Source organism: Xanthobacter sp. AM11 (assembly GCF_047444035.1).
GTDB lineage: Bacteria > Pseudomonadota > Alphaproteobacteria > Rhizobiales > Xanthobacteraceae > Xanthobacter.
This window is the reverse complement of the sequence record NZ_JBLAOA010000001.1, coordinates 3,054,300-3,070,450: the sequence shown is the minus strand read 5'-3', so window position 1 is coordinate 3,070,450 and position 16,151 is coordinate 3,054,300. Positions and strand designations below refer to the sequence as shown.

General features: G+C 68.7%; 11 protein-coding genes and 1 pseudogene. 4 read left to right on the top strand and 8 right to left on the bottom strand.

Going from position 1 to position 16,151, the window contains the following annotated elements; genetic code table 11:
- Window positions 1–167: 167 nt before the first annotated feature.
- The 7 genes from ACI7BZ_RS14100 to ssb form a co-directional block, all read right to left on the bottom strand.
- A complete protein-coding gene (locus ACI7BZ_RS14100) occupies window positions 168–746 on the bottom strand; it encodes a hypothetical protein (protein ID WP_414117812.1) in 579 nt (192 codons plus the stop codon).
- Window positions 747–868: 122 nt separating this feature from the next.
- Window positions 869–2,353, bottom strand: a complete 1,485-nt coding sequence (gene gatA / locus ACI7BZ_RS14095; protein WP_414117811.1) for an Asp-tRNA(Asn)/Glu-tRNA(Gln) amidotransferase subunit GatA — start codon at window positions 2,351–2,353, stop codon at window positions 869–871.
- Window positions 2,350–2,637, bottom strand: coding sequence for an Asp-tRNA(Asn)/Glu-tRNA(Gln) amidotransferase subunit GatC (gene gatC, locus ACI7BZ_RS14090; RefSeq protein WP_414117810.1), 288 nt, complete (start codon window positions 2,635–2,637; stop codon window positions 2,350–2,352). Before gatC ends, gatA begins: the two co-directional genes overlap by 4 nt.
- A 166-nt stretch (window positions 2,638–2,803) precedes the next feature.
- On the bottom strand, window positions 2,804–4,624 hold the full coding sequence (gene recQ, locus ACI7BZ_RS14085) for a DNA helicase RecQ (RefSeq protein WP_414117809.1): 1,821 nt from the start codon (window positions 4,622–4,624) through the stop codon (window positions 2,804–2,806).
- Between the two features lie 60 nt (window positions 4,625–4,684).
- A complete protein-coding gene (locus ACI7BZ_RS14080; protein ID WP_414117808.1) occupies window positions 4,685–5,296 on the bottom strand; it encodes a LysE family translocator in 612 nt (203 codons plus the stop codon).
- A 275-nt stretch (window positions 5,297–5,571) separates the two neighbouring features.
- Window positions 5,572–8,310 carry a DNA gyrase subunit A gene (gene gyrA / locus ACI7BZ_RS14075; RefSeq protein ID WP_414117807.1) on the bottom strand — a complete coding sequence of 913 codons (2,739 nt, stop codon included), beginning with the start codon at window positions 8,308–8,310 and terminating at the stop codon, window positions 5,572–5,574.
- 333 nt (window positions 8,311–8,643) lie between these two features.
- Entirely contained in the window at window positions 8,644–9,222 is a 579-nt protein-coding gene (gene ssb / locus ACI7BZ_RS14070; protein ID WP_414117806.1) for a single-stranded DNA-binding protein, read from the bottom strand.
- A gap of 160 nt (window positions 9,223–9,382) precedes the next feature.
- On the opposite strand from ssb, the gene ACI7BZ_RS14065 reads away from it, so the two are divergent.
- Together ACI7BZ_RS14065 and uvrA are read left to right on the top strand one after the other, a co-directional pair.
- The gene (locus tag ACI7BZ_RS14065) at window positions 9,383–9,703 is read left to right on the top strand and encodes a hypothetical protein (protein ID WP_414117805.1); all 321 of its coding nucleotides are present in this window, start codon (window positions 9,383–9,385) and stop codon (window positions 9,701–9,703) included.
- 45 nt (window positions 9,704–9,748) lie between these two features.
- Window positions 9,749–12,658 (top strand): annotated as a pseudogene (gene uvrA / locus ACI7BZ_RS14060) (excinuclease ABC subunit UvrA); the annotation flags it as partial.
- A 682-nt stretch (window positions 12,659–13,340) separates the two neighbouring features.
- Here uvrA and ACI7BZ_RS14055 read toward each other — a convergent pair.
- Window positions 13,341–13,967: an FkbM family methyltransferase gene (locus ACI7BZ_RS14055; RefSeq protein WP_414117804.1), complete on the bottom strand. Its 627-nt coding sequence runs from the start codon at window positions 13,965–13,967 to the stop codon at window positions 13,341–13,343.
- Window positions 13,968–14,361: 394 nt separating this feature from the next.
- Between ACI7BZ_RS14055 and ACI7BZ_RS14050 the strand changes: the two genes are divergently transcribed.
- Both ACI7BZ_RS14050 and trmFO read left to right on the top strand, forming a co-directional pair.
- Entirely contained in the window at window positions 14,362–14,523 is a 162-nt protein-coding gene (locus ACI7BZ_RS14050) for a DUF1127 domain-containing protein (protein WP_414117803.1), read from the top strand.
- A gap of 204 nt (window positions 14,524–14,727) precedes the next feature.
- The gene (gene trmFO, locus ACI7BZ_RS14045; protein WP_414117802.1) at window positions 14,728–16,149 is read left to right on the top strand and encodes a methylenetetrahydrofolate--tRNA-(uracil(54)-C(5))-methyltransferase (FADH(2)-oxidizing) TrmFO; all 1,422 of its coding nucleotides are present in this window, start codon (window positions 14,728–14,730) and stop codon (window positions 16,147–16,149) included.
- The last annotated feature ends 2 nt before the right edge of the window (window positions 16,150–16,151 follow it).

Sequence of the window (16,151 nt, the reverse complement as noted above, 5' to 3'; positions counted from 1 at the left end):
GTGTGCTGTGGTGCGGCGTGGCCGCATCCTTGCTGGTTTCACGTAACCCCGAGCGGCCGCCTCTGGCAACCGGCAGGGTGCCGCGCCGGCGGCCTTCGGCGCGCCCCGCGGATGCGCAACGGCCCGCCACCGGGGCGGGCCGCAGGATCGAAATGGCCGGCGCGGCCTCAGAGCTTGATGGGGCGCCGCAGCTCCTGGGTGCAGGCCTTCTCGAACACGCCCTTGGCCCCCAGCGCCTGCGGGCTGCGGGTGCGGAACTCGGCGTCCGAGGTGCCCATGCAGAAGGTATAGGCCTCGCCCTCGCTCCAGCTGCCCTCCTTGACGGCACCCAGGGTGCAGCCCGTGGCGATGGCCTTGTTGCGCCAGGTCACGAGGTATTTGGCGAACGACTTGCAGATCGGCGTGCGGCTGGCGTCCTGCTTGGGCGCATTGGCCGGCGGCGGGGGTTTGTAGCCGCCGCCCTGCCCGCCATAGGAGAAGGCGCAGCCGTCGAACTTGGCGCTCCACGTATCCACCGCCCCATTGGTCTGCGCCGGCGTCTTGGTGGTGCACCAATTGTAGTGGTTCTGCCAGTTGGAATGGCTGCTCCAGCCGGGGCAGCGCATCTGCCGCGCCCGCTGGTCGAGGCCCACCATCTCATTGGCGTAGGCCGTGCACCGGTCCTGCGCCTGCGCTGCCGGCGCCACGCATGCCAAAGCGCCCGCCATCGCGATGATGGCAAGGCACGCTTTCCCCCAGAACTGCATCTGTTCCCCCGATCGGTAGACGGGCCGGGGTCCCCCTCCCCGGCCGGCCGGCTGATCATTTGCATATTGCAATACAAATACAAGGCGCGCCCGGGCCGGCGCCCCCGCACCGCAAGGTCAGATCAGCCCTTCCACCACAGGTCTTCCACGGGGAAGCGGCCGGCCGCTTCCTCGATCACCTCGGCGAGGGAGAACAGGGTCTCCTCCGCGAACGGGCGGCCGATGAGCTGGAGGCCGAGGGGCAGCCCGTCGGCCGAGAGGCCGGCGGGAACGGCGATGCCCGGCAGGCCGGCCATGTTCACCGTCACGGTGAACACGTCGTTGAGATACATCTCCACCGGATCGGCCTTGATCTTCTCGCCGATGCCGAAGGCGGGCGAGGGCGTGGCCGGGGTGAGCACCGCATCCACCCCTTCCGCGAACACGGTGTCGAAATCGCGCTTGATCAGGCTGCGCACCTTCTGCGCCCGCAGGTAGTAAGCGTCGTAATAGCCGGCGGAGAGCACATAGGTGCCGATCATGATGCGCCGGCGCACCTCCGGGCCGAAGCCGGCGGCGCGGGTGTTCTCATACATCTCCACCACGTCGCGGCCCGGCACGCGGGCGCCGTAGCGCACGCCGTCGTAGCGCGCGAGGTTGGAGGAGGCTTCCGCCGGCGCCACGATATAATAGGCCGGCAGCGCATAGCGGGTGTGGGGCAGCGAGATGTCCACGATCTGCGCGCCCGCATCCTCCAGCCATCGGGCGCCTTCGCGCCACAGGGCGTCGATCTCGTCGGACATGCCCTCCATGCGGTATTCGCGCGGAATGCCGATCTTCATGCCCTTGATGGAGGCGCCCACCGCCTCCTCATAGTCCGGCACCGGGCGGTTGACGCAGGTGGAATCCTTGGCGTCGTAGCCCGCCATGGAACGCAGCAGCAGGGCCGCGTCGTTCACGGTGCGGGCGAACGGACCGGCCTGGTCGAGGGAGGAGGCGAAGGCAACGATGCCCCAGCGTGAGCAGCGCCCGTAGGTGGGCTTGATGCCCACCGTGCCGGTGAAGGCCGCAGGCTGGCGAATGGAGCCGCCGGTGTCGGTGCCGGTGGCGCCGGCGCACAGGAAGGCCGCCACCGCCGACGCCGAGCCGCCGGAGGAGCCGCCCGGCACCAGATAGGTGTCGTCGCTGTTCCGCCGCCAGGGCGACAGCACCGGGCCGAAGGCCGAGGTCTCGTTGGACGAGCCCATGGCGAACTCGTCATTGTTGAGCTTACCCAGCATCACCGCGCCGTCGCGCCACAGATTGGCGGTGACGGTGGATTCGTACTGCGGCACGAAGTCGTCGAGGATCTTCGAGCAGGCGGTGGTGCGCACGCCCTGGGTGCAGAACATGTCCTTGATGCCGAGGGGAATCCCCTCCAGCGGGCCGGTGTCGCCGGAGGCGATGCGCCGGTCGCTCTCCTTCGCCATCTCCAGGGCGATCTCCGGCGTCTCCAGCACATAGGCATTGAGGGGCCGCGCCGCCTCCATGGCCTTCAGATAGGCCTCGGTCAGTTCCACCGAGGTGAATTCGCCCTGCGCCAGGCCTTCGCGCGCCTGGGTGAGGGTGAGCTGGGTGAGCTTGGTCATTCCACCACCTTCGGCACAGTGAAGAAGCCGCCCTCGTGGTCGGGGGCGTTGGCGAGCACCTTTTCCGGGCAATGCCCGTCGGTCACCACATCCTCGCGCATGGGCAGCTCCACCGGCACCACGCCGGTGAGGGGCTCGACCCCGGAGACGTCGAGGTCCGCCAGTTGCTCCACGAATTCCAGGATGGCGTTGAGTTCATTCTGAAGGTGGCCGAGCTCGTCTTCGCGCACCGAGATGCGCGCAAGATGGGCCACCCGGCGGACGGTCGCCTGATCGACGGACATGATGCGCTCCCAAAAGCTGACCGCCGCTATAGCAAGGGGTATGCCGCGGTGGAAGGGTTTGCCGGGGAAAGAGGCGGGTGGAGACGCAGCCGTCGCACCCCCGCAAATGCGACATGGAACGACGCGGGATGTCTCTCCGCGGCCCGGGCGCTCGCCGGCAACCGGGCTACCCCTCCCGCACCGCGTCCAGGAACTGGCGGCCGTAGCGGTCCAGCTTAGCCTCGCCGATGCCGGAGATCATGCCCAGCGCCTTCATGGAATCGGGCTTCAGCTCGGCGATGGCCATCAGCGTGGTGTCGTGGAAGATGACGTAGGGCGGCACGCCCTGGGCGCGGGCAATCTCCAGGCGCAGCGCCTTCAGCCGCTGGAAGCGTGCCTCGTCGGCCGGGTCCTGCAGGGCGGGACGCGGCCCGCGGCCCCCGCCGCCGGTGCGCGCCGGCCGCGCCCGCGCCTCCGCCTTCAGTTCCACCCTTTCCTCGCCGCGCAGCACCGGCCGGCATTTCTGGGTGAGGCCGAGGCCGCCGTGGCCCTCCACATCCACGCTCAGATGACCCATGGCCACCAACTGGCGGACCATGGCGCGCCATTCATCGCGCGAGAAATCCTTGCCGATGCCGAAGGTGGACAGCTTCTCGTGGCCGAACTTCTGCACCTTGTCGGTGGCCTCGCCGCGCAGCACGTCGATGACATGGCCGGCGCCGAAGCGCTCTCCGGTGCGATAGACGCAGGACAGCAGCTTGCGTGCCGGCTCGGTGCCGTCGAAGGTGCGCGGCGGGTCCAGGCAGGTGTCGCAATTGCCGCAGGGCTCGGGAAGATCCTCCTCGAAATACTTCAGCAGCACCTGCCGCCGGCAGGATGCACTCTCGCACAGGCCGAGCAGGGCATCGAGCTTGCCCCGCTCCACCCTTTTCCGCGCATCCGGCGCATCGGAGGCGTCCACGAACTGGATCAGCTTGGCCACGTCCTCCACGCCGTAGAGCAGCAGCGTTTCGGAGGCGAGCCCGTCGCGGCCGGCGCGGCCGGTTTCCTGGTAATAGGCCTCGATGCTCTTGGGCAGGTCGAGATGGACCACGAAGCGCACGTCCGGCTTGTCGATGCCCATGCCGAAGGCGATGGTGGCCACCATCACGATGCCCTCCTCCTTCAGGAAGCGGTCCTGGTGGCGGGCGCGGGTGTCGGCGTCGAGGCCCGCATGATAGGGCAGCGCCAGGCGGCCCTCGGTGGCCAGCATCTGCGCCGTGGCCTCCACCTTCGCCCGGCTCATGCAATAGATGATGCCCGCCTCGCCCTCGTGCGCATCCAGGAACGCCTTCAGCTGGGTGCGGGGGTTGGACTTGGGCGCGATGCGGTAGCGGATGTTGGGCCGGTCGAAGGAGGAGAGGAACACCCGCCCCTCCTCCAGCGCCAGGCGCTCCACGATCTCCCGGCGGGTGGGGCCGTCCGCGGTGGCGGTCAGCGCCATGCGCGGAACGCCCGGGAAACGCTCGTGCAGCACGAACAGCTGGCGGTATTCGGGCCGGAAATCGTGCCCCCACTGGGACACGCAATGGGCCTCGTCGATGGCGAACAGGGACAGGCGCGCGCCATCCAGCAGGGTGAGGAAGCTGTCGGTGAGCAGGCGCTCCGGCGCCACATAGAGCAGGTCCAGCTCGCCCATGGCCAGCGCCCGCTCCACCTGCCGCGCCTCGCCCGGCGGCAGGGAGGAATTGAGCATGGCCGCCTTCACCCCCAGCTGGCGCAGGGCCTGCACCTGGTCATGCATCAGCGCGATGAGCGGCGAGACGACAATGGCCGTGCCCGGCCGCACCAAAGCCGGCACCTGATAGCACAGGGACTTGCCGCCGCCCGTGGGCATCAGCACCAGGGCATCGCCCCCGGCCGCCACATGCTCCACGATCTCCTGCTGCCGGCCGCGGAAGGTCTCGTAGCCGAAGACGGTGCGCAGGACCTGGAGCGGGGCGGAATCGGTGGGGGCGGCGGCGGGCATGGCGCCTTATAGTCCGACGCTGGGCCGGGGCAATGCGCAATGGGCGCGCAAGCGCCGCGCCTATCGGCGGCCCGCCGCCAGCAGGATGGCCGCGCCGCCCACGAGGATGCCGGCCGAAACGCGATCCGCGATCCGGGTGAAGCGGCCCTTGAGGGCCGACCGGGCATGGTCCGCCACCACCGCCCACAGCACGTCGCCCACCAGTGCGATGCCGGCGAAGATGGCGGCGAGCAGCGCGATCTGAGGCACCGGATTGGCGGTGTCGGTGACGAACTGGGGCAGGAAGGCCGCGTGGAACAAAAGCGTCTTGGGATTGGCGAAGGCCACCGCCAGCCCGCGCCCGAACGCCGCCCGCGCCGAGGGGGCCGACGCTTGCGCCCCCACCCCGGCACTGCGCCATTGCAGCACCGCGAGCCACAGGAGATAGGCGGCGCCCGCATAGCGCACGAGATCGAAATGACGGGAGAAGGCTTCCACCACATAGGCGAGCCCCGCGGCCACGAGGGCCAGCTGGGCGATGAGGCCCACATTCACGCCCGTGGCGGTGAGGATGCCGGCCCTGCGCCCGTGCTTCAGGCTGGTGCCGACGATGAGCGCCACGTTCGGCCCCGGCGTGGCGGCAAGGGCGAGGCAGGCGAGCACGAACAGCGCGAGGCTTTCCGCCGAGATCATCCGTCACTTCCCCTGCCTGCGGCTCCGGCCGGCCCAGCGGCCACCGGCGTTGTGTGGTCGCGGTTCACGCAACCGGGCGAGCCGCGCCGGCTGCGATCCCGCGCACGGCCCGAAGTCCGGCACCCGAAAGTCCGGCACCCGAAGTCCGGAGCCCTATACCAGCGCCCCTGGCCCCTGACCGGCGCCGAGAGGGCGCGCTCCGGCGCCGAGAGGGCGCGCTCCGGCGCCGCGCGGGCTTGACCACGGGCCATGAGCCAGGCTCAGGGGCTTTGGTGCTACGCCTCCGGCGCCTCGCCGGCCGCATCCTCGCCCTCGGCGCCGGCATCGTCGCTGATGTGCTCCACCGAGACCACCCGCTCGCCCTCCGCCGTGTCGAACACGATGACGCCCTGGCTGGCGCGGCCGACAATGCGGATGCCGTCCACCGGGCAGCGGATGAGCTGGCCGCCGTCGGTCACCAGCATGATCTGGTCCGCGTCCTCCACCGGGAAGGAGGCGACGAGGCGGCCGTTGCGCTCGTTCACGGCCATGGCGACGATGCCCTTTCCGCCGCGGCCGGTGACGCGGTATTCATAGGACGAGGTGCGCTTGCCGTAGCCATTCTCGGACACGGTGAGGATGAACTGCTCCAGCGCGCTCATCTGCGCATAGCGCTCCTGGCTGAGCTGGCCGGAGCCGCTCGCGCCCTCCTCCTGCTCCACCTCGGCGCTTTCGCCCGCCTCGCCCCGCAGGGCGCGGCGCATCTTGATATAGAGGAGCCGCTGGTCGGCCTCCGCCTCCACATGGCGGATGATGGCCATGGAGATGATCTTGTCGTCCTCTTCCAGCCGGATGCCGCGCACGCCCACGCTGTCGCGGCCCTTGAACACGCGCACGTCGGTGACCGGGAAGCGGATGCAGGCGCCGGCTGCGGTGGTGAGCAGCACGTCGTCATCCTCGGTGCACAGGCCCACGTCGGCGATGGATTCGCCGGGCGCCAGCTTCATGGCGATCTTGCCGTTGCGATTCACCTGCTGGAAATCGGTGAGCGCATTGCGCCGCACGGTGCCGCCGGTGGTGGCGAACATGATCTGCAGCCGGTCGTTCTGCTCGCCATCCTCCGGCAGCAGCACCACCGAGGTGATGCGCTCGTCCTGCTCCAGCGGCAGGATGTTGATGAGTGCCTTGCCGCGGGCCTGGGGCGCCGCCAGGGGCAGGCGCCACACCTTGAGCTTGTAGACCTGCCCCTTGGAGGAGAAGAACAGCACCGGCGCATGGGTGGAGGCCACGAACAGGCGGGTGACGAAATCCTCGTCCCGCGTCTGCATGGCCGAGCGGCCCTTGCCGCCGCGGCGCTGCGCCCGGTAGGTGGAGAGCGGCACGCGCTTGATGTAGCCGGCGTGGGAGACGGTGACCACCATCTCCTCGCGCTGGATGAGGTCTTCATCCTCCAGGTCGCCGAAGCCCTCGACGATCTCGGTGCGGCGCGGCGTGCCGAACTCGGCCTTGATGGCGTTGAGTTCGTCGCGGATGATGGCGCGCATGCGCGGCCGGCTGGCCAGGATGTCGAGATAATCGGCGATCTCGGCGGCGAGCTTGTCCAGCTCGTCGGCCACCTCGTCCCGGCCGAGGGCGGTCAGGCGCTGCAGGCGCAGATCGAGGATGGCGCGGGCCTGCACCTCGGAGAGGCGGTAGGTGCCGTCGTCGTTGAGCTTGTGGCGCGGGTCGGCGATCAAAGCGATGAGCGGGGCCATGTCCTTGGCCGGCCAGTCGCGCCCCATCAGCGCCTCGCGCGCGCTCGCCGGGTCCGGCGCCGTGCGGATGAGGCGGATCACCTCGTCGATATTGGCCACCGCGATGGCGAGGCCCACCAGCACATGGGCCCGGTCGCGGGCCTTGCGCAGCAGGAACTTGGTGCGGCGGCTGATGACGTCCTCGCGGAAGGCGATGAAGGCGGTCAGCACGTCGTGCAGGGTCAGCACCCCCGGCTTGCCGCCGGACAGGGCCACCATGTTCACGCCGAAGGAGGTCTGCAGCAGGGTGAGGCGATAAAGGTTGTTCAGCACCACGTCGGCTTGCGCGTCGCGCTTGATCTCGATGACCACGCGCATGCCGTCGCGGTCGCTCTCGTCGCGGATCTCGGAGATGCCCTCGACGCGCTTGTCGCGCACCAGCTCGGCAATCTTCTCGATCATCGTCGCCTTGTTCACCTGGTAGGGAATCTCGGTGACGATGAGGGCCTCGCGGTCCTTGCGGATCTGCTCGATGGCCACCTTCGCCCGCATCAGCACCGAGCCGCGGCCGGTGAGATAGGCCTGGCGGATGCCGGTGCGGCCGAGGATCAGGGCGCCGGTGGGGAAGTCCGGGCCGGGCAGCAGATCCAGCAGCGCCTCGGGCTCCAGCGTCGGGTCGTCCAGCAGGGCCACGGTGGTGTCGATGATCTCGCCGAGATTGTGCGGCGGGATGTTGGTGGCCATGCCCACGGCGATGCCGCCGGCCCCGTTGACCAGCAGGTTGGGGAACTTGGCCGGGAGGACGGTGGGCTCGCTCTCGGAATTGTCGTAATTGTCCTGGAAATCGACGGTGTCCTTGTCGAGGTCGTCGAGCAGGCTGCCGGTCACCTTCTCCAGCCGCACCTCGGTGTAGCGCATGGCCGCCGGGGCATCGCCGTCCACCGAACCGAAATTGCCCTGGCCGTCCACCAGCGGCAGGCGCATGGCGAAGGTCTGCGCCATGCGCACCAGCGCGTCATAGACCGACTGGTCGCCATGGGGATGGTATTTACCGATGACGTCGCCCACCACGCGGGCGGACTTGCGATACTGCTTGTTCCACTCGTAGCCGTTCTCGTGCATGGAGAACAGGATGCGCCGATGCACCGGCTTCAGGCCGTCGCGCACGTCGGGCAGGGCCCGGGCGACGATGACGCTCATGGCATAGTCGAGGTAGGAGCGGGACAGCTCCTCCGTGATGGAAACGGGCCTGATGTCGGAGGGCGGCTCGCCGCCGGGCCTCGGCGTCTCGGGTTCGGCCAAAAGTCAACACTCTCGATGATGAAACGCGGTGTCCCCTTCTAGCCGATTCACCGTTGCGACGCCAGCGAAACCACCGCCGACGATCTATTTTTTCTTCTTTATTTTCAATGTCTTAAACATGACCCCGCGGGCACCCGGCGCACATTTTGACCCTTTTGCGTCAGAATGCCCCGCGCCGCCCGAAAAGCACGGCACGCGCCGACCCGCCGGGAAACGTCCGGCAGCCATCCTCTCGGAATGAAACGAGGCCCGGACCATCATGCGGACAGCCCCCGCGTCGCGCTGATCGCGGAAGGACCTGCGGAGCCGGACCCCGCCGATCCGCCGGATGCCTCAGAACGGAATCTCGTCGTCCATGTCCGTGGACGCAGGCCGGCTGCTGCCGCCGCCCGCCGGCGCGCCCGCCCGGCGCCCGCCGCCCGACTGGCCGCCATAACCGCCCCCGCCGAAGCTGCCGCCGCCCGAGCCGCCGCCATAGCCCACATTTCCGCCCATGGGGCTTGCCGAGCCGAAGTCCGAGCCGCCGCCGAAGTCGTCGGCGCCAGCGCCGGCGCCGCCCTCGCCGCGCCCGTCCAGAAGGGTCAGCTCGCCGCGATAGGGCCGCAGCACCACTTCCGTGGTGTAGGTCTCGCGCCCGTCCTTCTCGTATTTGCGGGTCTCAAGCTGGCCCTCGATATAGACTTTGGAGCCCTTCTTCAGGAAGCGCTCGGCCACGCCCACGAGATTTTCATTGAAGATGACCACGCGATGCCATTCCGTGCGCTCGCGCCGCTCACCGGAGGCCTTGTCCCGCCAGTTCTCCGACGTGGCGATGGACAAATTGCACACCCTGCCGCCGTTCTGGAACGACTTCACCTCGGGATCCCGGCCGAGATTGCCGATCAGGATCACCTTGTTGACGCTGCCGGCCATCCTCGCTCTCCACTCTTCACCGATCGGGCGCAGCACCCTAGCCGGGCCGGCGACGCATGCGAGCCGCAAACGGCGTTGTCCACCGCAAAGGCTGGCCTGTGCACGCCCCCGGCACATTTGTTCCGCAAATGTTCTATACACGCCGCCCGCAGGATGCAAGATGGACCGTGACAGCCGACACTGGATTTTTGACTCGCGCACAACGATTGTTCTTGATATGTTCTCTACCGCATTGCACCCGGTGGACTACATTTGGGCCATGACCATGAGTGAATTTGCAGCGCTTCGATGGGATATCGCCGCCGCGGGAGGCGGCAGGAAAGAGTTCGTCCTCGGCCAGGACGGCCGGGGTGCCGCCCGCGAGGAGGCGCCGGGCGCGGGCCCATTCCACCGGACCGCACGCGCTGCCATGTTCTCCACCATGTTCGCCACCGCCGCCGGCACGCTTGCCATGCTGAAGGCGGCCTTCCCCTTGCCCTGATCGTTCGGCGCCGGCCGCAAGGCTTGCGTGCGCCCCAGGATGTTCATGTCTGATCGTGCTTCCTCCCGGCGTGCCACGCTCGACGCCGCCAATGCTGCCCGCCGCGATGCCCGCACCCTCTCGGTGCGCGGCGCGCGCGAGCACAATCTCAAGAATGTGGATCTGGAGATCCCGCGCGACGCTCTGGTGGTGTTCACCGGCCTGTCGGGCTCCGGCAAGAGCTCCCTTGCCTTCGACACCATCTATGCCGAGGGCCAGCGCCGCTATGTGGAGAGCCTTTCCGCTTATGCCCGCCAGTTCCTGGAGATGATGCAGAAACCGGACGTGGACCAGATCGACGGTCTCTCGCCGGCCATCTCCATCGAGCAGAAGACCACCTCGCGCAACCCGCGCTCCACGGTGGGCACGGTCACCGAAATCTATGACTACATGCGCCTGTTGTGGGCGCGCACCGGCATTCCCTATTCCCCCGCCACCGGCCTGCCCATCGAAAGCCAGACCGTCTCGCAGATGGTGGACCGCACCCTGGCGCTGCCGGAGGGCACCCGCCTGTTCCTGCTCGCCCCGGTGGTGCGCGGACGCAAGGGCGAGTACCGCAAGGAGCTGGCGGAATGGATGAAGAAGGGCTTCCAGCGGGTCAAGATCAACGGCGCCTTCCATGAAATCGCCGAGGCGCCGGCCCTGGACAAGAAGTTCAAGCACGACATCGACGTGGTGGTGGACCGCATCGTCGTGCGCGCCGATCTCGCCCAGCGCCTCGCCGACAGCTTCGAGACCGCCCTCGCTCTGGCCGACGGCATCGCGGTGGCCGAATTTGCCGACGAGACGGACGAGGCGGGGGCGCCGCGCCGCATCCTGTTCTCGGAAAAGTTCGCCTGCCCGGTGTCCGGCTTCACCATTCCCGAGATCGAGCCGCGGCTGTTCTCGTTCAACAACCCCTTCGGCGCCTGCCCAGCCTGCGACGGCCTCGGCGTGGAGCAGACCATCGACCCCGACCTCGTGGTGCCGGACAAGGCGCGCTCCCTGAAGCAGGGCGCCATCGCCCCCTGGGCCAAGTCCACCTCGCCTTATTACGGGCAGACCCTGGATGCGCTGGCCCGCCATTATCATTTCAAGCTGAACGTGCCTTTCGCCGACCTGCCGGAACAGGCGCGGCAGGTGCTGCTCTACGGCTCGGGCGACGAGAAGATCACCTTCGCCTATGACGACGGGCTGCGCGCCTACGAGACCCAGAAGACCTTCGAAGGGGTGGTGCGCAACCTCGACCGGCGCTGGCGGGAGACCGACAGCGACTGGGCGCGCGAGGAAATCTCCAAATATTTCTCCACCGTGCCCTGCAAGACCTGCTCCGGCTTCCGGCTGAAGCCGGAGGCCCTCGCGGTGCGGGTGGCGGACCGGCATGTCGGCCAGGTGGGCGAGCTTTCGGTTCGCGCCGCCGCCGGCTGGTTCGAGGCGCTGCCGGCGCAGCTCTCGGCCAAGCAGAACGAGATCGCCGGCCGCATCCTGAAGGAGATCCGCGACCGGCTGAAGTTCCTGCTGGACGTGGGGCTGGAATATCTCACCCTCGCGCGGGCCTCCGGCTCCCTGTCCGGCGGCGAGAGCCAGCGCATCCGCCTCGCCTCCCAGATCGGGTCCGGCCTCACCGGCGTGCTCTATGTGCTGGACGAGCCCTCCATCGGCCTGCACCAGCGCGACAACGAGCGCCTGCTGGAGACGCTGAAGCACCTGCGCGACCTCGGCAACACCGTCATCGTGGTGGAGCATGACGAGGATGCCATCCTCGCCGCCGATTATGTGGTGGACGTGGGCCCCGGCGCCGGCATCCATGGCGGGCGCATCGTGGCGCAGGGCACGCCCGCCGAGATCCTCGCCAACCCCGCCTCGCTCACCGGCCGCTATCTCACCGGCGCCCTTTCGGTGGGCGTTCCGGCCCGGCGCAAGCCCAATCCCAAGCGCATGCTGAAGCTCTCGGGTGCGCGGGGCAACAATCTGAAGAATGTCACGGCCGAAATTCCCCTCGGCCTGTTCACCTGCATCACCGGCGTCTCGGGCGGCGGAAAGTCCACCTTGCTGCTGGACACGCTCTACAAGGCGGTGGCCCGGCGCCTCAACGGCGCCAGCGAGGCGCCGGCGCCGTTCGACAGGCTGGAGGGGCTGGAGCACCTGGACAAGGTGATCGACATCGACCAGTCGCCCATCGGCCGCACCCCGCGGTCCAACCCTGCCACCTATACGGGCGCCTTCACGCCGATCCGCGAGTGGTTCGCCGGCCTGCCGGAGGCCAAGGCGCGCGGCTACGGGGCGGGGCGCTTCTCCTTCAATGTGAAGGGCGGGCGCTGCGAGGCCTGCCAGGGCGACGGCGTCATCAAGATCGAGATGCACTTCCTGCCGGACGTTTATGTCACCTGCGATGTCTGCAAGGGCAAGCGCTACAATCGCGAGACGCTGGAGGTCACCTTCAAGAACAAGTCCATCGCCGACGTGCTGGACATGACGGTGGAAGAGGGCGCGCAATTCTTCAAGGCGGTGCCCTCCGTGCGCGAGAAGCTGGAGACGCTGCACCGGGTGGGCCTCGACTACATCAAGGTGGGCCAGCAGGCCACCACCCTCTCCGGCGGCGAGGCGCAGCGCGTCAAGCTCTCCAAGGAACTGTCCAAGCGCGCCACCGGGCGCACCCTCTACATTCTCGACGAACCCACCACCGGCCTGCACTTCCACGATGTGAAGAAGCTGCTGGAGGTGCTCCACGAGCTGGTGGAGCAGGGCAACACGGTGGTGGTGATCGAACACAATCTCGAAGTCATCAAGACCGCCGACTGGATCCTGGACCTCGGCCCGGAAGGGGGCGACGGCGGCGGCGAGATCGTGGTGACGGGCACGCCCGAGACCGTGGCTGAACACCCGCGCTCCCACACCGGGCGCTTCCTGGCCGAAGTCCTGGCCCGGCGGCCCATGGCCGCTCCGGCGGCGGCAACCGCGCCGGGTGCGACCCGGAAGGCCGGGAAGCCGGCGGGAAAGCCCACGGCCGCAACGGAGGTGGCGCCTGCGGACGCGGACCCTGCGGAGATGGATCTGGCGGAGATGGATCTGGCCGGGCTGGATCTGGCGGAGATGGCCGCAGCGGACCTTGCCGGGGGCGTGGCGGAGGCGCCGTCGACCCCTCCCACGGCGGCCGTGGCCGCCGCCTCGAAGGCGCCGCGGAAGAAGGCCGGCCAGGAGCCGGCCGCACCCGCGCCCGCGCCGTCACCCGCGCCGCGCGGCCGTCGGTCGGCGACGCGGCGCAAGGCACCCATGGCGGAATAGGGCTCCCCGATCCGGCTCGATCAACCGGATCGGGAAGGCCTGCGCCATTTCAGGAGAGTCACGGCCGCGCAGGAGACGTCAACCTGCGCTGGTGGATGCTGCGTGCATTCGTGGATGGCCATTCGGCTTTTCGCCACCCACGGCGTCCGGCCGGGACGGTGGAGCCGCCGGGAGATGCCGTGCAGCGCTCGGGCGGCCTGCGCGGCCCTCGCCCAGGCCGCCACCGGGCAGAAGCGTCCCGGACGGCTTGTGGCCGGGCACAAGCGCCGCGGCCAGCCTTCAGCCGGAGCGGACCTTCCGGTCCGCTCCGGGCGTCACTCGCAGTCGGGCGGTTTCAGCTAATCGGCAGGCCGGCGGACCGCCGGGAGATGCTGGCGCGGGTGCGGCGGAGCGCGCGGCCGATGCCGTAGGTCCAGGCCAGTTGCACGCGACCGCGCAACGTGAGCCGGAAGGACTCGTTCTGCGGCACGAACCAGGCATTGTGCCCGGTGCGCCGCACCAGACGGTAGCCGCTGCGGCGCATCACGCCGCAGGTTTCGCCGAACCGGTCGCGGTCGTCCACGATCACCAGGCGCGGCTTGTAGCGGGACAGGGTCAGCCCTCTCAACACATCGGGCTCGGCGCCTTCCACATCCACGGAGAGGAAGTCCACGCGCTCCACCCCCGCGTCCTCCAGAACGCTGTCGAGGGTGGCGGCCGGGACCTCGATCACCGTCTGGTTCGCGGCCATCTTCGCCGTGAACCGCACCGTGCTGCCGCCCCGCAGGTCGAGCAGCCGGATGGAACCGCGCGCAGCTTCCCCCGGAGCCACGCACGCGCACTGACGCACCCGGGCCTTGCGGCTACGGGTGAGATTCTCCGCAAAATCGGGCATGGGCTCCACCAGCAGCCCGTCCCACCCCACCAGTTCCAGATGGTAAGTCTGGCTCTGAAAAATCGGATCGTACGCGCCAACTTCCACGAAAAATCCAGGAGGTCCCTGGAAAAACGCCGAAATCAGACCGCGCTCCTCCTGCCCCGAAAAGACTGAGTCCGAGGCCACTGGCCCCAACGTCCCTTGGAAGAACATTTCTGATCCCCGTTCAAAGCCGCCCCCGCGGCTTCATCAGCTCAGACGTAAGTACCGCCGACACCGTGAGGGCGAAATCAGCCAGGGGTGGCAAATTTTAGTCGCGTTCGCCGGCAGCGGCAGCGCGCTGTCCGGTTCGGCGACCCACCCGCCCCTGCCCTCTTCATGCACGGAGCGCAATGCTGCAATGCTTATACCATTATATGGCAATGCAGCATGCAGGTATATCTTCTGATGCGAAAAGACAGGAGCGCCGCGTCGCTCCTGGCAGTCAAGGAGAAGGTCCATGTTCCTCTGGGGTTTGCTGGCTCGCCAGTTTCGCCGGTGGCAGGTCTACAATCGTACCGTCGCCGAGCTTTCGGGGCTTGATGATCGCAGCCTCGCCGACATCAACGTGTCGCGCAGCGAAATCCGCTCCGTCGCCCGCACTGCGGCAACCGCCGCCTGAGGTCAGACGATGCGGACCGCCGGCCGTGCCGGCGTGTGAGAATGGCCCCCACGGGGGCCATTTTCGTTGGTGGCGCCGCCCCCGGCACGAACTCTGAGGCCAGCTGGAAGGGGTTGAAGGTCGGCTTGCGCCTGTGGCACATACCCGCTCTTACGTCCGTGGAGCGTGCAGGGTGCGCGCCGGCCCGGACAGCCAGGAGGGCGAATGCCGGGCGAACGGACGAGCGAACCCGTGCATGTGGTCGGTGGCGGCCTTGCCGGATCTGAAGCGGCCTGGCAGCTGGCCACGCGCGGCGTGCCCGTGGTGCTGCACGAAATGCGCCCCGTGCGCGGCACTGAAGCGCACCTCACGCCCTCCCTCGCCGAGCTGGTCTGCTCCAATTCCTTCCGCTCCGACGATGCCGAGGGCAATGCGGTGGGGGTGCTCCACGCCGAGATGCGGCGCGCCGGCTCTCTTATTCTCGCCTGCGCGGACAAGAACCAGGTGCCGGCCGGCGGCGCGCTCGCCGTGGACCGGGAGGGATTCGCCCAGGCGGTGACCGATGCGCTCGCCAGCCATCCTCTGGTGGAGATCCGCCGCGAGGAGATCACCACCCTGCCGCCCCCGGAATGGGACAAGGTGATCATCGCCACCGGCCCCCTCACCTCGCCGGCGCTGGCGCAAGCGGTGCTGGACCTCACCGGCGAAAGCGCCCTCGCCTTCTTCGACGCCATCGCCCCCATCGTCCATTTCGACAGCATCGACATGGGCAAGGCCTGGTTCCAGTCGCGCTACGACAAGCCGGGCCCGGGTGGCACCGGGGCGGACTACATCAACTGCCCCCTCGACGAGGCCCAGTATCACGCCTTCGTGGATGCGCTGATCGCCGGCGAGAAGGCGCCCATGCGCGACTTCGAGGCTAAGACCCCTTATTTCGACGGCTGCCTGCCCATCGAGGTGATGGCCGAGCGCGGCCGCGAGACCCTGCGCTTCGGCCCCATGAAGCCGGTGGGCCTCACCAATCCCCATGCGCCGGACGTGAAGCCCTATGCGGTGGTCCAGCTGCGGCAGGACAACAAGCTGGGCACGCTTTATAATATGGTGGGTTTTCAGACCAAGCTGCGCCATGGCGAGCAGGCGCGGGTGTTCCGCGCCATTCCGGGGCTGGAGACGGCCGAGTTCGCCCGGCTCGGCGGCCTGCATCGCAACACCTATCTCAACTCCCCGCGCCTGCTGGACGGCACCTTGCGGCTGAAGGCGGACCCGCGCCTGCGCTTCGCCGGCCAGATCACCGGCTGCGAGGGCTATGTGGAAAGCGCGGCGGTGGGCCTCATGGCGGGCCGCTTCGCCGCCGCCGAGCGGCTGGGCGCGCAGATCGTGCCGCCGCCGCCCACCACCGCCCATGGCGCGCTGCTCGCCCACATCACCGGCGGCCACCTGGAGAGCGAGACCGAGGGGGCGCCGCGCTCCTTCCAGCCCATGAATGTGAATTTCGGCCTGTTCCCGCCGCTGGCGGAGGCCCCCAAGGGCGAGGGCGGCAAGCGGCTGCGGGGGGCGGAAAAGGGCCTCGCCCGCAAGAAGGCGATGGCGGTCCGTGCACTCGCCCACATGGCCGCGTGGCTCGACACGCCGGAAAAGGCGGCTTAAGA

Bases quoted from the DNA above. Each gene is read 5' to 3' on its own strand.
- ACI7BZ_RS14100 (WP_414117812.1), bottom strand. From the start codon at position 746: ATGCAGTTCTGGGGGAAAGCGTGCCTTGCCATCATCGCGATGGCGGGC.
- gatA (WP_414117811.1), bottom strand. From the start codon at position 2,353: ATGACCAAGCTCACCCAGCTCACCCTCACCCAGGCGCGCGAAGGCCTG.
- gatC (WP_414117810.1), bottom strand. From the start codon at position 2,637: ATGTCCGTCGATCAGGCGACCGTCCGCCGGGTGGCCCATCTTGCGCGC.
- recQ (WP_414117809.1), bottom strand. From the start codon at position 4,624: ATGCCCGCCGCCGCCCCCACCGATTCCGCCCCGCTCCAGGTCCTGCGC.
- ACI7BZ_RS14080 (WP_414117808.1), bottom strand. From the start codon at position 5,296: ATGATCTCGGCGGAAAGCCTCGCGCTGTTCGTGCTCGCCTGCCTCGCC.
- ssb (WP_414117806.1), bottom strand. From the start codon at position 9,222: ATGGCCGGCAGCGTCAACAAGGTGATCCTGATCGGCAATCTCGGCCGG.
- ACI7BZ_RS14065 (WP_414117805.1), top strand. From the start codon at position 9,383: ATGGACCGTGACAGCCGACACTGGATTTTTGACTCGCGCACAACGATT.
- ACI7BZ_RS14050 (WP_414117803.1), top strand. From the start codon at position 14,362: ATGTTCCTCTGGGGTTTGCTGGCTCGCCAGTTTCGCCGGTGGCAGGTC.
- trmFO (WP_414117802.1), top strand. From the start codon at position 14,728: ATGCCGGGCGAACGGACGAGCGAACCCGTGCATGTGGTCGGTGGCGGC.